The sequence below is a fragment of the Streptomyces sp. NPDC002896 genome (assembly GCF_040295225.1).
In the GTDB taxonomy this organism is placed as follows: Bacteria; Actinomycetota; Actinomycetes; order Streptomycetales; family Streptomycetaceae; genus Streptomyces.
Window position 1 is genome coordinate 382,754 of record NZ_JBEOVA010000003.1, and the last position, 18,504, is coordinate 401,257.

The window sequence follows — 18,504 nt, forward strand, 5'->3', positions numbered from 1 at the left end:
CCCTCTTGCACGACGGCGCCGCCTGTGCGAAAGCCGAGGCGGCAGCAAGCCCTAGACCGGCGGCCAGGGAATGGCCGGCCACTCCCCCGACGGCTCCGGATGCCGCCCCGACGTCAGCAACGCCTCGACACGCGCGCGTAGCGCCTCGACCTCGTCCGAGGTGATCAGCTCACGAAGCCGCACCGCAAGCCCCCCACCGTCCATGAGCGCATCCCGCAGGGACCCGAGCACCGCCACCGCTTCGGCGGTCAGCGCCTCCCCCGCCCACCCCCACAGGAGGGTCCGCAACTTGTCCTCGGCATGAAACGTGACCCCGTGGTCGATGCCGTACAGCCGCCCCTCGGCAGTCGGCAGCAGATGACTCCCCTTGCGGTCGGCGTTGTTGATCACCGCGTCGAGCACCGCGAGCCGCCGCAGCCGCTCGTCGTCCGCGTGCACGAGGAGCGCCGTCCGCCCGCCGCCGACCTCCGCGAAACCGATGGCCTTCCAGCCGTCCTCGGGCTCGTCGGCCTCCACGAGCGCCAGGAGCTCCGCACCGTCCTCGACCAACGCCTCGATCCACAGCTGGCACATGCCCTCGCCGTAGGGGCCGTCCCGCAGCACGGTGGTCGGTACGAGCCCCCATCCGGTGGCCTCGGACACCTCGTACGCGGCGACCTCGCGCTCCGCCAGGGTGCCCTCCGGGAAGTCCCACAGGGGCCGCTCCCCGGCAACGGGCTTGTAGACGCAGTTGGCCTCCTGCCCTTCGTACGACACGGTGCAGAACAGCGCCGCGTTGGAGGCGTCGCGGATGCGGCCGCGCACCGTCAGCTCGCCCTTGGCGAGCAGCTCGGTCGCGGTCACGCTCCGCGGCGGTATCCGTTCTGGCGCGGACATACATGTCCTTCCGGGTCGAGCGGGAGGCTGCACAGCGGGCATGGCGGGCGGCCCGCGTTGACGACGTCCAGGGCCCGTTTGGCGAAGGCCCTGGCCTGGGCGCCGGTGAGGAGGACGCGGAGCATCGGGGGGCCGTGCTCCTCGTCCTGCAGCAGCCGCTCCTCGGCGGCAGCGAGGTCCTCTTCGGACTCGGCGTCCAGTTCGACCAGCGCCTGGGCTTCGACGATCATGCGCTGCTCTTCACCGTCCCAGGCCAGCGCCATGGTGCCCACCCGGAACTCCTCCTCGATGGGGGTTTCGAGCGGCGCGCTGTCCGAGACCTCCGTGGGGGCGACGGCCGGCACGGCTGCGCTGCCCCCGCTGCGCCGTACGACCTCGTCGAGAAGCTCGTCCATGCGCTCGGCGAGCGCGGCCACCTGGGTCTTCTCCAGGGCGACGCTCGTCACGCGGGTTCCGGAGGAGGCCTGGAGGAAGAAGGTGCGGCGCCCTGGAAGCCCGACCGTACCGGCCACGAAGCGGTCCGGCGGGTTGTAGAGGAACACCTGACGGGACACGTCCTGTCTCCATTGGATCGACTCGGGGCGTTACTTCGATCGCTTCACCCTACTGCGGCCGACGATCACGGTGCTCCCGCACCGCCTCCCACCGGGGCATCGCCTCCGTTCTCCGGCTCCGCTCGCGGTGCCAGTGAGGCGAAGTCCCCGGTGTCGCCGAGGCGCAGCAGGAAGGGGCGCAGCCGTGTGTAGCGGATCGCGGTGACGGAACAGGGTTCCACGCTGATGCGCTGGAAGAGGTCCAGGTGAAGGCCGAGTGCGTCCGCGACGAGCGACTTGATGATGTCGCCGTGCGAGCACATGACATAGACCGCGTCGGCGCCGTGTTCGCGCTCCACGCGCGCGTTCCACTCGCGTACGGCCTCGGCGGCCCGGGTGGCCATCTCGCGCATGGACTCGCCGCCGGGGAAGGCGGCCGCCGTCGGGTGCTGCTGGACCACCTCCATCAGCGGCTCGTCCTTGAGCTCGGCGAGCTTGCGGCCGGACCAGTCTCCGTAACGGCACTCGCCGATGCGGTCGTCAGTGTGGAGGGTGAGTTCGGGGCGGGCGGCGAGCAGCGGCTCCAGCGTTTCCCGGCAGCGCTGCAGGGGACTCGTGACGGCCGTGGCGAGCGGCAGACCGGCCAGCCGGGCGGGCAGGGCGTCCGCCTGGGCCGCGCCCCGCTCGTCAAGGGCGACTCCGGGAGTCCACCCGGCGAGCAGACCCGCGGTGTTGGCGGTGGAACGTCCGTGCCGGACGAGGATCAGCGTGGGCATGCCGCAAGCCTAGGGGGATGGAGGTGGTGTGCCTTCGGCCGCCTCAAAGAATGTGCCTTCGGCTGCCTCAGGGGGTGTGCCTCCGGCTGCCTCCGGGAAGGAGACGCTGCGTGATCGTGGACTGCGCCATCTACCGCGAAGGGCGCCGGACCGAGGGGCCCGCCGACTTCTCCGACGCGCTGGACGAGGCGCGGGCCAGCGGCGACGCGTTCGTCTGGATCGGACTGCACGAGCCCACTGAAGGCGAATTCGACCACGTCACGAAGGAGTTCGGGCTGCACCCGCTGGCGGTCGAGGATGCCTTGAAGGCTCATCAGCGCCCGAAGCTCGAGGTGTACGACGACTCGCTGTTCCTCGTCCTCAAGCCGGTGGTGTACGAGCCACAGAGTGACACCGTGACCTCGGGCGAGGTGATGCTGTTCCTCGGCGACTCCTTCGTGGTGAGCGTCCGGCACGGCGAAGGGGCCCCACTGCGGGCGGTGCGGCAGCGGCTGGAGTCGGAGCCGGACCTGCTCAAACAGGGCCCGACGGCGGTGCTGTACGCGGTCGCCGACGCGATCGTGGACCGCTATCTGGAGGTCGCGATGGAGCTCCAGACGGACCTCGAGGAGCTGGAGACGGAGGTGTTCTCGCCTGACCCGAGCGAGTCGCGCCACACCGCGTCCCGGATCTACGGGTTCAAGCGGCAGGTGCTCGAGTTCCGCCGGGCCACGGGTCCGCTGACCCTTCCGCTGACCCGGCTCGCCGGTGCGGGCCCCTACTCGGCGGCCGTGCCGTTCGTCAGCGACGCCGCGCAGCCGTTCTTCCGTGACGTGAGCGACCATCTGACCCGCGTGAACGAGTCCGTGGAGGGCCTCGACCGGCTGGTCTCGGACATCCTGTCGGCGCATCTGGCGCAGATGAGCGTCCGGCAGAACGACGACATGCGGAAGATCTCGTCGTGGGCGGCCATGGCCGCGGTCCCCACGATGATCGCGGGGATCTACGGCATGAACTTCGAGCACATGCCCGAGCTCACGTGGACGTGGGGGTACCCGGCGGTGATCCTGCTGATGGCCGTGCTGGAGATCGGCCTGTACAGGCTGTTCAAGAGCCGCGGCTGGCTCTAGCCACACGAGCCTGCACGCGCGCCCCACGGCCACATGAGCCTGCACGCGCGCGTGGCCTACGCGCGCGTGCCTTACGCGAATTCGGGTGCCGATGTCGCGGGGCCGCCCAGGGCGTTGCGCCGATCGGGCATCTTCAGGGACACCATCCGGTGCCAGCCGCCGAGCCGCTCGTACACGTACAGGGCGTGGATGCCCGCGGCGAGCAGCGCCGCCTTGGCCCGGGGCCAGCCGAGGATGCCGCCCATGTGGTCCATCACGGCCAGGCTCACGTCGCGGTAGATGCGGATCTCGGCGAGGGCGCTCTCGCGCAGGATCCGCTGGATGGCGCGGCCGTGTCCGGCACGCGCGAAGCGGAGCAGCTCCTCGTGGCAGTACGCCAGGTGGTTGTCCTCGTCGCTCGAGATCATCCTGACCGCGCGGCCGATGTCGGGTTGGTCGGCGAAGTGCTTGCGCAGCAGTTCCATCTGCTCGGAGGCGCGCTGCTCGGTGACGCGGCTGTGGGCGAGATACGTGACGATGTCCTGCACGGTGAGCGGCTGGTCGCGCTTGAGCTGTTCGTGCGCGAGCCCGATGCCGTGCTTCTCGAGGAGCATCGTGTAGTCCGTCTCGTGCGGGACCTCGACCGGCTCGAGGCCGCGCTTCTTCAGCAGGGCGTTGAAGATCCGCCCGTGCTTGTCCTCGTCGGCACCGTGGCGCGCGACCTTGGGCGCCAGTTCCCGCTCGCTCTCGGGGACGAGCGCAGCGATGCGGCCGTTCTCCCAGCCGCCCTGGGCCTCCCCGCTGGCGGCGATGGAACAGAACAGCCGGAAGGACTCGTCGTTGTCGAGGATCTCCTGGAAAAGGCTCTTCGCTGAAAGCATCACTGCCACCTCCGTGCAGGGTCCGCAAAGAACGAGTCAAATGCGGTGGCAGGCGCGGGGCAACAGCTGTGTCGGACAACTCCGCCGAAAGGGGGACGCCGACACCGGAAGGGCCGTGCAGGGGCCGGAGGACCGCGTAACCGTGGAGGCCTTGACGCGTTGTTCCGGAAGACGGCCGTGGCGGGGAAGACCCCCGAGCCCCCACCACGGCCGCAGAAAATCCTCTGCCGCGAGCGCGCGGCCTCGGTTGCCCCGGTTACGTGGGTTACGCCAGCCCGGCACGCTCGAGTGCGTCGATGCCGGCCCGCAGGGACGCGACCCGCTCGTCCAGCGTGAAGCCCGCGGGGGCCAGCGTGAGAGTGGTGACCCCGGCCTCGGCGTAGGCCCGCATCCGCTCGGCGATGCGGTCCACAGAGCCGAGCAGAGTGGTCTGGTCGATCAGCTGCTGCGGGACGGCGGCGGCCGCGCCCTCCTTGTCGCCGGCCAGGTACTTGTCCTGGATCTCGGCAGCCTCCTTCTCGTACCCCATGCGCTGCGCGAGCTGGTTGTAGAAGTTCTGCTTGCGGCTGCCCATGCCGCCGACGTAGAGCGCGGTGTACGGCCGGAACATGTCGGCCAGCGCGGACACGTCCTTGTCCGACCCGTCCGGGCTCACGGCGATCGGCAGAGTCGGGGCGACGTCGAAGCCCTCCATCGTCAGGCCCGCCTTCTCACGGCCGGCCCGCAGGTAGCGGATCGCCGTCTCCTCCAGGTGCTCGGCCGACGGGAAGATCAGCAGCGCGCCGTCGGCGATCTCGCCGGTCTGCTCCAGGTTCTTCGGGCCGATCGCCGCGATGTACAGCGGGATGTGCTCGCGCTGCGGGTGCACGGTGAGCTTGATCGGCTTGCCCGGGCCGCCCGGCAGCGGCAGCGTCCAGTGCTGGCCCTCGTACGACAGGCGCTCGCGCGTCATGGCCTTGCGGACGATCTCGACGTACTCACGCGTGCGTGCCAGCGGCTTGTCGAACTTCACGCCGTACCAGCCCTCGGAGACCTGCGGTCCTGAGACGCCGAGGCCGAGCCGGAACCGGCCGCCGGAAAGGGAGTCCAGGGTCGCCGCCGTCATCGCGGTCATGGCGGGCTGGCGGGCCGGGATCTGGAAGATCGCGGATCCGACGTCGATGCGCCCGGTGTGGGCGGCTACCCAGGTCAGCACCGTGGCAGCGTCGGAGCCGTAGGCCTCGGCGGCCCAGCAGACCGCGTAGCCCAGCCGGTCGGCCTCCTGGGCGACGGCCAGATTGTCCGCGTCCATCCCGGCGCCCCAGTAGCCGAGGTTGATACCGAGCTTCATGGCCGAATCCCCTTACCCATCAGTAACGTCCCTTGTGCCGGAGACCCTAGCGCGCTGGTGCGGCCCGCGTCAGCGACGGGTGGAGCAACCCGTGCGCGGGGTCGTCCACGGGCCATGTTGACAGGGCAGTCCACGGTCCCTGTTGTCCACAGACGGTTGTCCACAGGGCCCCACACGCCGACGTCCGGCCAGTAATGTCAGCGCCCATGGAGCAGAGGCATCTCGGCCGTACCGGCCTGCGTGTGTCCCGCATCGGACTCGGCACCCTGACCTGGGGGCGGGACACCGACGAGCGCGACGCCGCGGACCTGTTGAAGGTCTTCTGGGAGGCGGGCGGCACGCTCGTCGACACCGCCGATGTGTACGGCGACGGGGAGGCCGAGTATCTGCTCGGACAGCTCATGGAAGGGCTCGTTCCGCGGCGCGATCTGGTGATCGCGACCAAGGCGGGCAGCGTGCCGGACCCGGACCGGCGCTTCGACGGTTCGCGTGGCCATCTGCTGGCGGCGCTTGACGCCTCGCTCAGCCGCCTCGGGACGGACTACGTCGACCTGTGGCAGGTGCACGCGTTCGACCCCGAGACGCCGCTGGAGGAGACGATGCAGGCCCTGGACATCGCCGTCAGCAGCGGCCGTGCGCGCTATGCCGGGGTGTCCAACTTCTGCGGCTGGCAGCTCGCCAAGGCGGCGACGTGGCAGCTCGCGGCGCCCGGTGCCAGGACGCGGCTGGCCAGTACGCAGATGGAGTACTCGCTGCTGCAGCGCGGTGTCGAGCGGGAGGTGCTGCCCGCCGCGCTCGACCTCGGCGTCGGGTTGCTGCCGTCGTCGCCCCTCGGCCGGGGCGTGCTCACCGGCAAGTACCGGCACTCGACCCCGGCCGACTCCCGCGGCGCATCCGAGCACCTCGCCCCGTTCGTCGCCCCCTACCTCGACGACGCCGCGAGCCGCATCGTCGACGCGGTGTCGACGGCGGCCGACGGGCTCGCCGCGACGCCCCTGCAGGTGGCTCTCGTCTGGGTGCGCGACCGTCCCGGAGTCGTCGCACCGATCGTCGGCGCCCGGACGGCACAGCAGCTCACGGCGGCATTGTCAGTGGAGGCGCTTAGTCTTCCTGACGAGATCTGCCAGGCGCTCGACGACGTGTCGGCGCCGGTGCACCACTATCCCGATCAGGACTGGAGCACGCTGTGAGTACGGAGCGGGAGTCCGCTGCCGCGGTCGGAGCCGAGCCGGGGGGTTCCCCGGGAGGCCCGGGGAACCCCGAGGGTGCGGGGGTCCCGGGCGCCGGGGGTTCGGGGGCCGCCGGCGTCGGCGGCCGGGCTGACGGGCCCGGCGAGGCCGCCGACTCCGGCGCCGCCTCCGCCGGAGGCGGCGCGGCTGCCGGTGTCGGGGGGCCTGAGGACCCGGGGGCCGGAGGGCCGCCTGCAGGCGCGGGTTCCGCCGAGGGCGCGGCAGAGGGTTCGGGTCCTGCTGAGGGCCGCGGGGAGGACTCTGCGGAGGCCGGGGGCGGTGGCCGCAGCGGCGGCGAGGCCGAGCCCTCGGAGGAGGGATCAGCTCGGTCCGGCGGGGACACTGCTGCGCCGGCACAGCCCGCAGCCCTGGGCGACGGCGGGGCCGAGAGTCGCGCCCTAGCCGGGGCAGCGGAGGACGGCGCTTCGGGGGCCGGGGAGCACGACCGGACCCCGGCTGAAGACCGAAGCGGATCGGGAGCCGACGGCGACGAGGCCGAGAAGCCCAGCCCAGCCGGGGACACTGGGGGCGGTGCGGGCGCGGATGGTGATGCGGCCGTGGATGCTGAGGGTGGCGCGGGTCCTGGTGGGAATGACGGCGCGGGCGTCGGTGGGGAGACGTCCGAGGCCGAGGCCGAGTTGGAGGCGCAGCGGGCCCTTCGGGAGCGGATCGAGAAGCGGAAGGCCGAGAAGCAGGGGCCGATCGCCGGTGGGGCGAAGCTCACCGGGAAGGCAGCTGATCTGCTGGCCGCGGTGCGAGCCGTGGAGAGCGGCGAGCGTCCCGCCGTCCATGTCTTCGACGAGCCCGAGCCGGCGCCGCGCAAGCCGTCCCGGGAACCGGTGCGCAGGCCCGAGCCCGCGGCCGCCCCGGCACCCACAGCCGGTGCGGCGCCCACGCCAGAGACCGTAGAGACGGTGCGGGAAGTGCTGGCCGAGGGAGGCGCCCCCACCGCACTCGCCGTACCGGCTGCCGCGACGCTGGGTGACGGCGCGGCCGGTCAACTGCGGGAGGACCCCTGGCAGTTGCTCCGGGTCGCCGGTGTGCGGCCAGAGCAGGCCGACGGATTCGCCCGCGCTCTGCTCGGTGCCGAGTGCGGCCCGGACGACGAGCGCAGGGGCCGCGCGATCACCGTGTGGCTCCTGGAGCAGGCGGCGCTGGCCGGGCACACGGCCCTCGACGCCGACGAACTCCGCACCGCGCTCGCGCAACGCTCGGTGCCCGATCCGGACGCCGCCATGCAGAACGCCATCACGGACGGCGACGTGCTCGTCTTTCAGGACGCGCTCGATGCGTCCCCGTCCACACCCGCGCCTTCGGGCGAGGACGCGGGCGCGGGCGATGGCGGCGAGAGTGCCGAAGGTGAGCGGCCGGTCCGGGTCCTCATCGGCCTCGAGCGCTGCGCGCTGGCCGAGGAGAGTCTGGCCGACGGTCTGGCGCGCGTGGTCAATTCCCTGGTGAAGGGCGATGAGCCGGGCGTCGCAGCCTGGGAGCGCGCCGCCGGTGCCGAATCCGGCTCCGCCGCGGAGCTGATCCGCGCGGTGGCCGGGCACGGCCTGGTGCTGCACACCGGAGGCGAGGCGGCGCGGGCCGAACCGGCCGCGCTGGTCGCCGCCGCCCGGGCCATGGGCCTGCGCGTATGCGCTGCCGCCCACACCCCGGATGGGCGGCTCCGTTTCGCCGCTCTCCTCGCCGCCGCGGAGGGCGCTGCGGCGGCCGACTCGGGGACGACGCACGGCGCAGCCGAAGAGGCCGGTGCGGCCGAAGCCGTCGCCACCGTGCCCGGGCTCCTGTCCGGTGCGGAAGGTCCCGGGCGGGACGTCGACGGAGCGCTGGCGCTCGATCTGCTGGTGGTGCTGGACGCGCCTCAGCTTGACGTCGAGACCGCGGCCATGGTCGTCGAGTCGCTGCCGGACGGTGCGCGGCTGGTGCTCAGTGGTGATCCGTGCGTGCTGTGGTCGGCCGGCCCGGGCCGCGTGTTCGGGGATCTGCTGGCCGCCCGCATCTGCCCGCAGGTCGCCTCGCGTACGCCCGATCCCGGTCCCATCGGAGAGTTGGTCTCCGGAATCGGCATCGGGGAGCTCAACGAGGTCGCGGCCCCGGGCAAGGAAGTCGTGATCGTGCCGGCGCGGGACGCCGGCGAGGCGGTGCACCGCGCAGTGCAGCTGGTCGCCGACTCGGTGCCGAGGGCGATCGGGGTGCCCTCCGAGCACACCCAGGTGATCACGCCAGTGCATGGCGGTGCGGCCGGGACGCGCGCGTTGAACGCGGCCCTGAAGGAGCGGCTGAACCCCGGCCCCGGCCGGTTCGGCGGCTTCGACCCCGGCGACCGGGTCGCCTACTCGCCGGCACTCGGCCGTACGGTGCCGGGCCGCGTCGTGAAGGCCGATGCGGACGGGCTACACCTGGACTGCGACGGCACGCCCGTGGTCGTACCGAAGGAGCAGGTCGAGCGCGTCGTGCGGCACGGATGGGCGCTGACCGCGCACCAGGCGGTGGGACAGCGGTGGCCCGCAGCGGTGGTCGTGCTCCCCGGCGATGCGGCAGGGGCCCTGACCCGTGCCTGGGTGTACACCGCCTTCGGGCGCGCCGAGCGGCATCTGTCCGTGGTGCACGGCGCGGATCAGGCCCTGCCGCGGGCGGTGGCGGAGATCCCGGCGAAGACACGGACGACACGGCTGCAGACGCTGATGCGGATACAGGTTCCTGCCGGGGGGCAGGCCGGATAGCCGGATGAAGGCGGGCGTGGGCCCGGTCCCCCGGCCCACGCCCACACTTCAGCGCTCGGCCCGAAGATCCCCCTCCTCAAGGTCGAGGTCGTCCTGGGAGCGCAGCGGTTCCAGGTCGTCGTCCTCGTCGTCCTCCGAATCGTCAGGCTCGTCGTCGAAGACCGCGCTGACGTCGAAGCGGCACACGACCCGCTGCGGGTCGATCTGGTCGAAGGGGGAGTCCAGCCACTCCCCCGGCTCCGGCGGCTCGTCGGTGACGGTCACCCACAGTGTCGAGTCGCCTTCGTCGAGACCGAACTCCTTGTGCCGTGATGCGATCTCGTCCGGTTCGTACTCGCCGAAGAGGATGCCCAGCGCACCATGGGTGGTGCCGTTCGCCGCGCCCCCGGCGGTTTCGTCCTCCGCGGCCGCCACCCGCTGGGCCTGGGCCAGCAGTCGCTGCGGCTCCACCACGGTGTAGTCCCGGCGGATCAGCACGCTGAGCGCGTTCGGTTCCTCGGGGCCCGTGTACGGCGGCAGCGTGTCCTCCGTGCCGGGGATCTCGAAGGGGGTGACCTCGTCGTAGCGGTCGTAGAGGAGCTCGTCGTACTCCTCGGCCGCCGCGGCCAGCTCGTTGAACGCTTCGTAGACGGCCGGGTCGTCCTCTCCCGACCTGCGCTCGACCGCGGCCAGGTGGCGGTCGAGCGCAGCCTTGACCGCCTCGGCGGCGGCGCGTACCTCGGCAGCGGTGGGCTGCGCAGCATCAGACATAGTGCAGACGCTATCCGTACCGGGCCTCTGCCCGCACAATAGATGCGATGCCGGAATACGAATTTGTCGACGTGTACGTACCGCGCGGGGTGTCCCGCAAGGAGACCACACGCCTGCTGACCGACCATGCCGAGTACGGACACTGGGAGCTGGACCGTCTCAGGCTCCACCCGGACGGCAGCCGCAGAGTGCGGTTGCGCCGGCGGATCATCCGCCAGGTGCGGGCAACGTGGTGACCTGAGACGGGGAATGGAGCGGGCCCCGCGGATGCGGGGCCCGCTCCATTCCGTTGCGTGCACCACCTCGGTGCCATTGCTCACTGGAGCCATTGCCCACCTTGGTGATCTTCGGTGTTCTGTGCAGGTGCGTGCACACTCACCGTGATGTGCGTGCTCCGTGCCGTTACGCTGCGGCCGATCGGGCCTTGCGGTAGAGCACGGCGCCCGCGAGCAGCGCGCCCGCGCCCACCGGAAGGACCATGCCCAGCGGCAGCGAGCTGCCGGTCTCGGCGAGCTGCTCGGTGCCCTCCGGCGCCGCCACGGTGTGCGTGGAGGGATGGTTCGTCCCGGAGTCGCCCGGGTTGTCGTCGACCGGCGCCTGCGGCTCGTCAGGGTGCACCGGGTCGGCGGGCGTATGGCCGCGCGGCGGCGTCGCCTGGTTGCCGTCCGAGGAGTTGCCGCAGTCGTTGTCCGCCGCCCCGTTGCCGAGGCCGCCGATGGTGACGCTGTTGCCGCAGACGTTGACCGGTACGTCGACCGGCACCTGCACGTGGTTGCCGGAGCCGATGCCGGGCGAGTCGCTCGCGTGACCGCCGGCCTCCGAACCGCCGCCGGACGGCTGGTCGTTGCCGTTGTCGCCGTTGTCGTCGGAGACGTTGCCGCAGTCGTTGTCCGCCGCGGGGTTGAGGGCCCCGATGACGTTCACCGTGTTGCCGCACACGTTCACCGGGATGTCCACGGGAACTTGGACGCTGTTGCCCGAGAGCACGCCGGGTGAGTCGGAAGCAGCGCCGCTCGCTCCCGAGTCGGCGTGTGCGTAGCCGCCGGTCATGGCGAGTACGCCGGTCGCGGCCGCCAGAGTGAGGCGCTTGCGCGTGACCTGTCGCATAGGTTTTCCCTGCCTTGTACCTTCCGGAAGCGCACGGGCCCGCTTGCCCGTGCGCGGAAGATCCGTCGGCCCCGGAGCTCATCCCGCGAACTCCGGGGCCGAGGACTCAGACCCTCATGGGGTGGTGCACAACGTCAGTCGTTGATGCAGGTGTTGCCGAAGGCGGGGTTCAGCAGCCCGATCACGTTGACGGTGTTGCCACAGACGTTCACCGGCACGTGGATCGGGGCCTGAATGACGTTGCCCGAGAGCACGCCGGGGGAGTTCACAGCGGCACCCTGAGCACCGGCGTCGGCAGCGGCAACTCCCGCACCAGCGAGTACGAGACCACTCGTGGCAGCCACGGCAGCGACGACCTTCTTGATCATTCTTCCTCCTCATTGGCAATGCGGCCCCGGTCTCGGACCGCATCATCAGTAACGAGGAGCCGGTAATCGGGCTACGTCCTTATCGTTCCATTCACTCTTTCTGATAACTGCGCACGTATGGACGAATATTGGGGCGGCAATTCGGCAGCGATGGCCTGATCGAGTCAGCCGAATTACCCACAAGCAGCCGCGAGTTGAGCCGTCGACGTCAGGACGCGTCGATGAACCTGTCCAGCACACGCACGCCGAACTTGAGCCCCTCGACCGGCACCCGCTCGTCGACGCCGTGGAACATGCCCGCGAAGTCCAGCTCGGGCGGCAGCTGCAGCGGCGCGAAGCCGAAGCAGCGGATGCCGAGGTCGTCGAAGGACTTGGCGTCCGTACCGCCGGAGAGCATGTACGGAACGGCGCGCGCGATCGGGTCCTCGGCGCGCAGGGCCGACTGCATGGCGTCGACGAGCGAACCGTCGAAGTCGGTCTCCAGGGCCTTGTCGCCGTGCACGTCCTCGCGCCGGACGCGCGGCCCGAGGATCCGGTCGAGGTCGGCCAGGAACTCCTCCTCGTGTCCCGGCAGGAAGCGCCCGTCGACGTGCGCGGTGGCCTGGCCGGGGATCACGTTGACCTTGTAGCCGGCGCCGAGCATGGTCGGGGCCGCCGAGTTGCGCAGCGTGGCGCCGATCATCTTCGCGATGCCGCCGAGCTTGGCGAGCGTCGCGTCCATGTCCTCGGGGTCGAGCTCGGTGCCGAGCGCGTCCGAGAGTTCGTCGAGGAAGGACCGTACGGTCTTGGTGACGCGCACCGGCCACTTGTGCCGGCCGAGACGGCCGACCGCCTCGCAGAGCTCCGTGATGGCGTTGTCGTCGTTGGTCATCGAGCCGTGGCCTGCCGTGCCGTCCACGGTGAGCCGCATCCAGTGCATGCCCTTCTGGGCGGTCTCGACGAGGTACAGCCGCAGCTGCTCGTTCACGGTGAACGAGAAGCCGCCGACCTCGCCGATCGCCTCGGTGACGCCCTCGAAGAGATCGGGGTGCTTGTCCACGAGGTGACGCGCGCCGTACACGCCGCCCGCCTCCTCGTCGGCGAGGAAGGCCAGCACGATGTCGCGGGGAGGCTTGCGGCCGCTGCGCAGCCGGTCGCGTACGACCGCGAGGGTCATCGCGTCCATGTCCTTCATGTCGACGGCGCCGCGGCCCCACACGCAGCCGTCGGCGATCTCGCCGGAGAACGGGTGGTGGGTCCAGTCGTGGGCGTTGGCCGGTACGACGTCGGTGTGGCCGTGGATGAGGAGCGCGGGCCGCGAGGGGTCCTCGCCCTGGATACGGGCCACCGTGGAGGCGCGGCCGGGGTGGGACTCGAAGATCTGCGGCTCGAGCCCGACCTCGGCCAGCTTCTCGGCCACGTACTCGGCGGCCTTGCGCTCACCCGGCCCCGAGTGGTCTCCGTAGTTGCTGGTGTCGATCCGGATGAGGTCGCGGCAGAGGCCGACGACCTCGTCCTCGCCGGAGACGGACCCGGCCCTGCTGGCGCCGCTCGACTCGCTCACGCTGCTTCCTCCCGCTGTCGCTGCTGGTGGTCCCCGTGCTTGGTGCTATCCCATCCTCCCCCTCGGGCGGGTGCGGCCCAAGGCCGGGCCCGGCCCGGTCATACAGCGTTAACAGCGGGACGGCGGTCCGATCCCTCGGTCTCCGGCCTGGACACCGGCTTGATCAGCCGGGTGATCAGTCGGGTGATCAGGCACCTCCGAATGTTTGCTATGGTTTTCCACGTCGCCGCGGGAAACCGCGAGAGACCACCAAGTCCGGGTGGCGGAATGGCAGACGCGCTAGCTTGAGGTGCTAGTGCCCTTTATCGGGCGTGGGGGTTCAAGTCCCCCCTCGGACACATCGGCGAACTGCCGGTCACTTCGGTGACCGGCAGTTTTCGTGTGATCGGCTCTCACGGGCGGGCGGGCACAATGGCCGCATGGTCCGACGCAAGCCCCGTCCCTCCGTTCCCCCGGCGGCCCCCGCCGTGTGCCCCTGCGGTTCCGGCGCCGCGTACCCCGAGTGCTGCGGCCGCCGCCACTCCGGGGCCGCTGCCGCGCCGACCGCCGAGGCCCTGATGCGGTCGCGGTACAGCGCGTTCGCGGTGCGGGACGAGGGGTATCTGCTGCGGACCTGGCATCCGGAGACGCGGCCGCCACGGGTGGACTTCGATCCGGGGACGCGCTGGACGGGCCTGGAGATCCTCGGGACGACCGATGGGTCGGCCTTCCACGCCACGGGCACGGTGACCTTCCGGGCGCACTACACGGACGGTGGCAGGCCGGGCGTGCTTCACGAGCGCAGCCGCTTCACGCGGGTCGACGGGGCGTGGGTCTACGTCGACGGGGACTTCGTCGAGTAGCGGGGGCCGACTGCCCTGCGGGTCGTGGCGGGCGTCAGGGCGCCAGGATGTCCAGTTCCTGGAGGGCGCCCACCGCGATCTCGCGGGTGAGCCGCTCCGCGCGGTCCGCGTCGCCCTCCCGTACGGCCTCCGCGACCTGTACGTGCAGCCGGACGGCCGGTGGATCGGGGTCCTCGAACATCACCTGGTGGTGGGTGCGGCCGGCCAGCACCTCGGCCACGAGGTCGCCGAGGTGCGCAAACATCTCGTTGCCGGAGGCGTTGAGGATCACCCGATGGAAGGCGATGTCGTGCACCAGATACGCCTCCAGCTGCTGGCCGCGTGAGGTGGCGACCATGCCGAGGGCGCACTCGGTGAGTTCCGCGCACTGCTCCGGGGTGGCGTTGCGCGCGGCGAGTCCCGCGGCGACGGGTTCGACGGCCGAGCGCAGCACGGTCAGGGAGCGCAGCTGGCGGGGGCGGTCGGCGCCGGCCAGGCGCCAGCGGATGACCTGGGGGTCGTAGACGTTCCACTCCGCGACGGGGAGCACGGTCACGCCCACGCGGCGGCGGGACTCCACCAGGTGCATGGACTCCAGGACGCGCACCGCCTCGCGCATCACCGAGCGCGACACCTCGAGGCGCTCGGCCAGCTCGTCGGTGCGCAGCACGCTACCGGGCGGATGCTCCCCGGCGGTGATGGCGGGCCCAAGGGTCTCCAGTACGCGGGCGTGCAGCCCCCGGGCCTGTGTCGTCATGCGGTCAGCGTACGAGGCACCGCTCCGCACTCAAAAGTCAGACTTTTAGATCACACTCCCTTGAATTAATCAGACGTTTGAGTTTCAGTGACGTGACACAGCGATGTCGACGAAGACAGCGAGGCACTTGATGAGCACCCCCCACGTCGTCGTGGTCATGGGCGTGGCAGGGACCGGCAAGACGACGATCGGCCCCCTGCTCGCCGCCCGGCTCGGCGTTCCCTACGCCGAGGGCGACGACTTCCACCCCGAGTCCAACATCGCCAAGATGTCGGCCGGGACGCCGTTGACGGACGACGACCGCTGGCCCTGGCTCGACGCCATCGGCGCCTGGGCGCACAGCAGGGACGGTCTCGGTGGTGTCGTCAGCAGCTCGGCGCTGAAGCGGAGCTACCGCGACCGCCTGCGCGCCGCCGCTCCCGGCATCGCCTTCGTCCATCTGAGCGGTGACCGCGAGCTCATCGAGGACCGCATGTCGCATCGCGAAGGCCACTTCATGCCGACCGCCCTGCTGGACTCCCAGTTCGCCACGCTCCAGCCGCTGGAGCCCGACGAGGCGGGCGTCGCCGTCGATGTGTCGGGCAGCCCGGACGAGATCACCGACCGGGCGGTCGAGGCGCTCCGCGCCCTCTCGCGGCAGCAGCCGGCCGAGTAGCAGCAGCCCTCACCCCGTGTCCGGTGCGGCGAGCGGGCGGGCGCGACTGCCTGCTCGCACCGCCGCACCTCGGGCCACACCCCTCAATCCGCAACCCCAACCCATGCAAGGAAACAGACCGTGACCAGTCTCAGCGCCGAGACGCTGGCAGCGGACGCTGTCGAGCCGATCACCTCGGCGGGCCACGCCCAACTCGGGATAGCCGTCCTCGCGGGCATCGCCGTCATCGTCCTGCTCATCACGAAGTTCAAGCTCCATGCGTTCCTGGCGCTGACCATCGGGTCCCTCGCGCTCGGTGCCTTCGCGGGCGCCCCGCTCGACAAGGCCATCGCGAGCTTCACCAGCGGCCTCGGCTCCACGGTGGCGGGCGTCGGCGTACTGATCGCGCTTGGCGCGATCCTCGGCAAGCTGCTGGCCGACTCCGGCGGCGCCGACCAGATCGTCGACACGATCCTCGCCAAGGCGGGCGGGCGCGCCATGCCGTGGGCGATGGTGCTGATCGCCTCCGTGATCGGGCTTCCGCTGTTCTTCGAGGTCGGCATCGTGCTGCTGATCCCGGTGGTGCTGATGGTCGCCAAGCGCGGCAACTACTCGCTGATGCGCATCGGCATCCCGGCGCTGGCCGGTCTGTCCGTGATGCACGGCCTCATCCCGCCGCACCCCGGCCCGCTCGTCGCGATCGACACGGTCAAGGCCGACCTCGGTGTGACGCTGGCGCTCGGCGTGCTCGTCGCCATCCCCACCGTGATCATCGCGGGTCCGGTGTTCTCCCGGTTCGCGGCCCGCTGGGTGGACGTACCGGCTCCGGAGCGGATGATTCCGCAGCGGCCGTCCGAGGACCTCGAGAAGCGTCCCGGCTTCGGCGTCACCCTCGCCACGGTGCTGCTGCCCGTCGTACTGATGCTGGTCAAGGCGCTCGTGGACATCGTGGTGGATGACGCCGAGGCCCCCGTGCAGCGGGTCTTCGACGTGATCGGCTCGCCGCTGATCGCGCTGCTCGCCGCGGTGATCGTCGGTATCTTCACGCTCGGCCGGGCCGCCGGATTCACCAAGGAGCGGATCTCGTCGACCGTCGAGAAGTCGCTCGCCCCCATCGCGGGAGTACTGCTCATCGTCGGTGCCGGCGGCGGCTTCAAGCAGACGCTGATCGACTCCGGCGTGGGCCAGATGGTCCTGGACGTCTCCAAGGACTGGTCGATCCCGGCGCTGCTCCTCGCCTGGCTGATCGCGGTGGTGATCCGCCTCGCGACCGGCTCGGCGACCGTGGCGACGATCTCCGCGGCCGGACTGGTGGCGCCGCTCGCCGCCGACATGTCGAGCACGCACGCGGCCCTGCTGGTGCTGGCGATCGGCGCGGGTTCGCTCTTCTTCAGCCATGTCAACGACGCCGGATTCTGGCTGGTCAAGGAGTACTTCGGACTGAGCGTCGGACAGACCGTCAAGACCTGGTCCGTGATGGAGACGATCATCTCGGTGGTCGCGGGCGCTCTGGTCCTGCTGCTGTCCTTGATCATCTAGCGCGGGACGGCACGGCTTTCACGACGACGGTGAGAATCCCGCTACAGGGGTTCTCACCGTCGTCGCTTTCAGACGCGCGGTGCGGGTTACGGCCGCCACAGCGGATGTTCGCGTTTCGCCCACTCCCGGTCCACAGAGCCCGTACGCAGGCCGCGGCGGGCCTCCGGGTCGGCGAGGGCCATGCCGATGTGGCCGGCCAGGACGATGCCGATCGTCAGGGCGAGCCAGTCGTGGACGAAGGTCGCGCCGGTGCGCCAGACCAGCGGGGCAAGGTGCGTGAACCACATCAGCAGGCCGGTGCCGAGCATCACGAGCACGGCTCCGGCGATCCACGCGGCGTAGGTCTTCTGCCCGGCGTTGAACTTGCCGGCCGGCCGCGACGCGGGGCGTTTGTCGCGGTGTACGGCCGCGCGCAGCCACCGTCGGTCGTGCGCGTGGAAGCGGTTGAGGAGCCGCAGATCCGCGCGGAAGGCGCGGGAGGCGAGGCCCACAAGGACCGGGACGGGCAGCAGCAGTCCCGACCACTCGTGGAGGGTGACCACGAGGGCGCGGCGGCCGACGAGTTCGGCGAGCTGAGGCACGTAGAGACAGGCGGCCGTGACCACGCAGACGCCCATCAGGGCCGCCGTGGTGCGGTGCACCCAGCGCTCGGCGTGGGTGAAGCGGCGGACTCGCGGCGGCAGTTCGGCGCCGGGGCCGGCGACAGGTCCGTGGGCGTGTCGGTCCTGTCCGCCCCGCAGTTCAGGTCGTAGGGGCATCATCGCGTCCGTTCGAGCGGCCCACCCACGCGTCCACGTCATAGCCCCGCTCTTCCCAGTAACCGGGCCGGACGTCCTCGGTGAGGGTGATGCCGGAGAGCCACTTCGCGGACTTGTAGAAGTACATCGGTGCCACATAGAGGCGGACGGGACCGCCGTGCGAGTGGCTCACCGGCTTGTCCTGCATACGCAGGGCCACCAGGACGTCGTCCCTGCGGGCCTGCCGCAGAGTGAGGCTCTCGGTGTACGTGCCGTCGAAGCACGTGAAGCGGACCGCCGTCGCCGTCGGGCGCACTCCCGCGGCGTCGAGCAGCTTGGACAGCAGTACGCCCTCGAAGGGGGTGTCCGGCACCCGCCATCCGGTGACGCACTGGACGTCGTGGACGAGCCTCGTCTGCGGCATTGCGCGCAGTTCAGCGAGCGTGTAGGTGGCGGGGCGGTCGACCAGTCCGCCGACGGTCAGGCGGTAGTCGTCGGCGCCCTTCTGCGGTACGGAGGAGGCGACGGAGTAGTAGCGGAAGCCGCCGCCGTTGGGGAGCAGGCCGGTCAGGCCGGTCGGGTCCTTGTCCGCCGCGTTGCCCAGGAAGGACTCGAGGCCGCTCTGGAGCCCGGGGGCGGCGGCCACACCCAGCGCGCCGAGCCCGAGCATGCCGAGCACGAGACGGCGGCCCACCGGTGTTCCCTGCCCCTCTTCCTGGGGCTCAGCGGGTTGTTCTGAGGTCACCCATCGATTCGAACACCCACAGCGCCCGGAGACCAGAGGCCGCGGGTGTTCGTCAGACTTCTGT

The 18,504-nt window shown here is 71.0% G+C and carries 19 protein-coding genes and 1 tRNA gene; 8 read left to right on the forward strand and 12 right to left on the reverse strand.

Annotated features, from left to right (window positions below):
* Nucleotides 1-51: 51 nt before the first annotated feature.
* The 3 genes from ABT009_RS06370 to ABT009_RS06380 all read right to left on the reverse strand — a co-directional run bounded on the left by ABT009_RS06370 (nucleotide 52) and on the right by ABT009_RS06380 (nucleotide 2,185).
* On the reverse strand, nucleotides 52-876 hold the full coding sequence (locus ABT009_RS06370; protein WP_351290136.1) for an SCO1664 family protein: 825 nt from the start codon (nucleotides 874-876) through the stop codon (nucleotides 52-54).
* The gene (locus tag ABT009_RS06375) at nucleotides 840-1,430 is read right to left on the reverse strand and encodes a DUF3090 domain-containing protein (protein ID WP_351290138.1); all 591 of its coding nucleotides are present in this window, start codon (nucleotides 1,428-1,430) and stop codon (nucleotides 840-842) included. Before ABT009_RS06375 ends, ABT009_RS06370 begins: the two co-directional genes overlap by 37 nt.
* A gap of 65 nt (nucleotides 1,431-1,495) precedes the next feature.
* Nucleotides 1,496-2,185, reverse strand: coding sequence for a histidine phosphatase family protein (locus tag ABT009_RS06380; RefSeq protein ID WP_351290140.1), 690 nt, complete (start codon nucleotides 2,183-2,185; stop codon nucleotides 1,496-1,498).
* Between the two features lie 110 nt (nucleotides 2,186-2,295).
* Here ABT009_RS06380 and corA point away from each other — a divergent pair, with 110 nt between their 5' ends.
* A complete protein-coding gene (gene corA / locus ABT009_RS06385) occupies nucleotides 2,296-3,294 on the forward strand; it encodes a magnesium/cobalt transporter CorA (RefSeq protein WP_351290142.1) in 999 nt (332 codons plus the stop codon).
* 71 nt (nucleotides 3,295-3,365) lie between these two features.
* Here the strand turns inward: corA and ABT009_RS06390 are convergent, their stop codons facing one another.
* Both ABT009_RS06390 and ABT009_RS06395 read right to left on the reverse strand, forming a co-directional pair.
* Nucleotides 3,366-4,154 (reverse strand): ferritin-like domain-containing protein, encoded by a 789-nt coding sequence (locus tag ABT009_RS06390; protein ID WP_351290144.1) that lies wholly within the window; start codon nucleotides 4,152-4,154, stop codon nucleotides 3,366-3,368.
* Between the two features lie 265 nt (nucleotides 4,155-4,419).
* Nucleotides 4,420-5,484, reverse strand: a complete 1,065-nt coding sequence (locus ABT009_RS06395) for an LLM class F420-dependent oxidoreductase (RefSeq protein WP_351290146.1) — start codon at nucleotides 5,482-5,484, stop codon at nucleotides 4,420-4,422.
* A gap of 206 nt (nucleotides 5,485-5,690) precedes the next feature.
* Between ABT009_RS06395 and ABT009_RS06400 the strand changes: the two genes are divergently transcribed.
* Together ABT009_RS06400 and ABT009_RS06405 are read left to right on the forward strand one after the other, a co-directional pair.
* A complete protein-coding gene (locus ABT009_RS06400) occupies nucleotides 5,691-6,674 on the forward strand; it encodes an aldo/keto reductase (protein WP_351290148.1) in 984 nt (327 codons plus the stop codon).
* 407 nt (nucleotides 6,675-7,081) lie between these two features.
* Nucleotides 7,082-9,439, forward strand: coding sequence for a helix-hairpin-helix domain-containing protein (locus ABT009_RS06405; RefSeq protein WP_502989828.1), 2,358 nt, complete (start codon nucleotides 7,082-7,084; stop codon nucleotides 9,437-9,439).
* Nucleotides 9,440-9,487: 48 nt separating this feature from the next.
* On the opposite strand, the gene ABT009_RS06410 is transcribed toward ABT009_RS06405, so the two are convergent.
* Entirely contained in the window at nucleotides 9,488-10,189 is a 702-nt protein-coding gene (locus tag ABT009_RS06410; protein ID WP_351290152.1) for a hypothetical protein, read from the reverse strand.
* 47 nt (nucleotides 10,190-10,236) lie between these two features.
* Between ABT009_RS06410 and ABT009_RS06415 the strand changes: the two genes are divergently transcribed.
* Nucleotides 10,237-10,425, forward strand: a complete 189-nt coding sequence (locus tag ABT009_RS06415; protein ID WP_067272272.1) for a DUF5703 family protein — start codon at nucleotides 10,237-10,239, stop codon at nucleotides 10,423-10,425.
* A 166-nt stretch (nucleotides 10,426-10,591) separates the two neighbouring features.
* Here ABT009_RS06415 and ABT009_RS06420 read toward each other — a convergent pair whose 3' ends face one another.
* The 3 genes from ABT009_RS06420 to ABT009_RS06430 form a co-directional block, all read right to left on the reverse strand.
* Entirely contained in the window at nucleotides 10,592-11,296 is a 705-nt protein-coding gene (locus tag ABT009_RS06420; protein WP_351290155.1) for a chaplin, read from the reverse strand.
* Between the two features lie 134 nt (nucleotides 11,297-11,430).
* Nucleotides 11,431-11,664 carry a chaplin gene (locus ABT009_RS06425; protein WP_351290157.1) on the reverse strand — a complete coding sequence of 78 codons (234 nt, stop codon included), beginning with the start codon at nucleotides 11,662-11,664 and terminating at the stop codon, nucleotides 11,431-11,433.
* A gap of 208 nt (nucleotides 11,665-11,872) precedes the next feature.
* On the reverse strand, nucleotides 11,873-13,207 hold the full coding sequence (locus ABT009_RS06430) for a M20/M25/M40 family metallo-hydrolase (RefSeq protein ID WP_351290159.1): 1,335 nt from the start codon (nucleotides 13,205-13,207) through the stop codon (nucleotides 11,873-11,875).
* Nucleotides 13,208-13,460: 253 nt separating this feature from the next.
* Here ABT009_RS06430 and ABT009_RS06435 point away from each other — a divergent pair.
* Both ABT009_RS06435 and ABT009_RS06440 read left to right on the forward strand, forming a co-directional pair.
* Nucleotides 13,461-13,545: transfer RNA gene (locus tag ABT009_RS06435), tRNA-Leu, on the forward strand.
* Nucleotides 13,546-13,626: 81 nt separating this feature from the next.
* The gene (locus ABT009_RS06440; RefSeq protein WP_351290160.1) at nucleotides 13,627-14,049 is read left to right on the forward strand and encodes a YchJ family protein; all 423 of its coding nucleotides are present in this window, start codon (nucleotides 13,627-13,629) and stop codon (nucleotides 14,047-14,049) included.
* A gap of 34 nt (nucleotides 14,050-14,083) precedes the next feature.
* Here ABT009_RS06440 and ABT009_RS06445 read toward each other — a convergent pair whose 3' ends face one another.
* Nucleotides 14,084-14,785, reverse strand: coding sequence for a FadR/GntR family transcriptional regulator (locus ABT009_RS06445; RefSeq protein WP_351290162.1), 702 nt, complete (start codon nucleotides 14,783-14,785; stop codon nucleotides 14,084-14,086).
* Between the two features lie 130 nt (nucleotides 14,786-14,915).
* Between ABT009_RS06445 and ABT009_RS06450 the strand changes: the two genes are divergently transcribed.
* The gene (locus tag ABT009_RS06450) at nucleotides 14,916-15,440 is read left to right on the forward strand and encodes a gluconokinase (RefSeq protein WP_351290164.1); all 525 of its coding nucleotides are present in this window, start codon (nucleotides 14,916-14,918) and stop codon (nucleotides 15,438-15,440) included.
* Nucleotides 15,441-15,560: 120 nt separating this feature from the next.
* Nucleotides 15,561-16,958, forward strand: a complete 1,398-nt coding sequence (locus tag ABT009_RS06455) for a GntT/GntP/DsdX family permease (RefSeq protein WP_351290166.1) — start codon at nucleotides 15,561-15,563, stop codon at nucleotides 16,956-16,958.
* 86 nt (nucleotides 16,959-17,044) lie between these two features.
* Here ABT009_RS06455 and ABT009_RS06460 read toward each other — a convergent pair whose 3' ends face one another.
* Nucleotides 17,045-17,716 (reverse strand): cytochrome b/b6 domain-containing protein, encoded by a 672-nt coding sequence (locus tag ABT009_RS06460; RefSeq protein ID WP_351290168.1) that lies wholly within the window; start codon nucleotides 17,714-17,716, stop codon nucleotides 17,045-17,047.
* Entirely contained in the window at nucleotides 17,700-18,440 is a 741-nt protein-coding gene (locus tag ABT009_RS06465) for a molybdopterin-dependent oxidoreductase (protein WP_351290170.1), read from the reverse strand. The genes ABT009_RS06460 and ABT009_RS06465 overlap by 17 nt, the downstream gene beginning before the upstream one ends.
* Between the last annotated feature and the right edge of the window lie 64 nt (nucleotides 18,441-18,504).

What these genes read in the sequence shown, in the direction of transcription:
- ABT009_RS06370 (WP_351290136.1), bottom strand. Translation starts at nt 876, where the DNA reads ATGTCCGCGCCAGAACGGATACCGCCGCGGAGCGTGACCGCGACCGAG.
- ABT009_RS06380 (WP_351290140.1), bottom strand. Translation starts at nt 2,185, where the DNA reads ATGCCCACGCTGATCCTCGTCCGGCACGGACGTTCCACCGCCAACACC.
- ABT009_RS06390 (WP_351290144.1), bottom strand. Translation starts at nt 4,154, where the DNA reads ATGCTTTCAGCGAAGAGCCTTTTCCAGGAGATCCTCGACAACGACGAG.
- ABT009_RS06395 (WP_351290146.1), bottom strand. Translation starts at nt 5,484, where the DNA reads ATGAAGCTCGGTATCAACCTCGGCTACTGGGGCGCCGGGATGGACGCG.
- ABT009_RS06400 (WP_351290148.1), top strand. Translation starts at nt 5,691, where the DNA reads ATGGAGCAGAGGCATCTCGGCCGTACCGGCCTGCGTGTGTCCCGCATC.
- ABT009_RS06410 (WP_351290152.1), bottom strand. Translation starts at nt 10,189, where the DNA reads ATGTCTGATGCTGCGCAGCCCACCGCTGCCGAGGTACGCGCCGCCGCC.
- ABT009_RS06415 (WP_067272272.1), top strand. Translation starts at nt 10,237, where the DNA reads ATGCCGGAATACGAATTTGTCGACGTGTACGTACCGCGCGGGGTGTCC.
- ABT009_RS06420 (WP_351290155.1), bottom strand. Translation starts at nt 11,296, where the DNA reads ATGCGACAGGTCACGCGCAAGCGCCTCACTCTGGCGGCCGCGACCGGC.
- ABT009_RS06425 (WP_351290157.1), bottom strand. Translation starts at nt 11,664, where the DNA reads ATGATCAAGAAGGTCGTCGCTGCCGTGGCTGCCACGAGTGGTCTCGTA.
- ABT009_RS06440 (WP_351290160.1), top strand. Translation starts at nt 13,627, where the DNA reads ATGGTCCGACGCAAGCCCCGTCCCTCCGTTCCCCCGGCGGCCCCCGCC.
- ABT009_RS06445 (WP_351290162.1), bottom strand. Translation starts at nt 14,785, where the DNA reads ATGACGACACAGGCCCGGGGGCTGCACGCCCGCGTACTGGAGACCCTT.
- ABT009_RS06450 (WP_351290164.1), top strand. Translation starts at nt 14,916, where the DNA reads ATGAGCACCCCCCACGTCGTCGTGGTCATGGGCGTGGCAGGGACCGGC.
- ABT009_RS06460 (WP_351290168.1), bottom strand. Translation starts at nt 17,716, where the DNA reads ATGCCCCTACGACCTGAACTGCGGGGCGGACAGGACCGACACGCCCAC.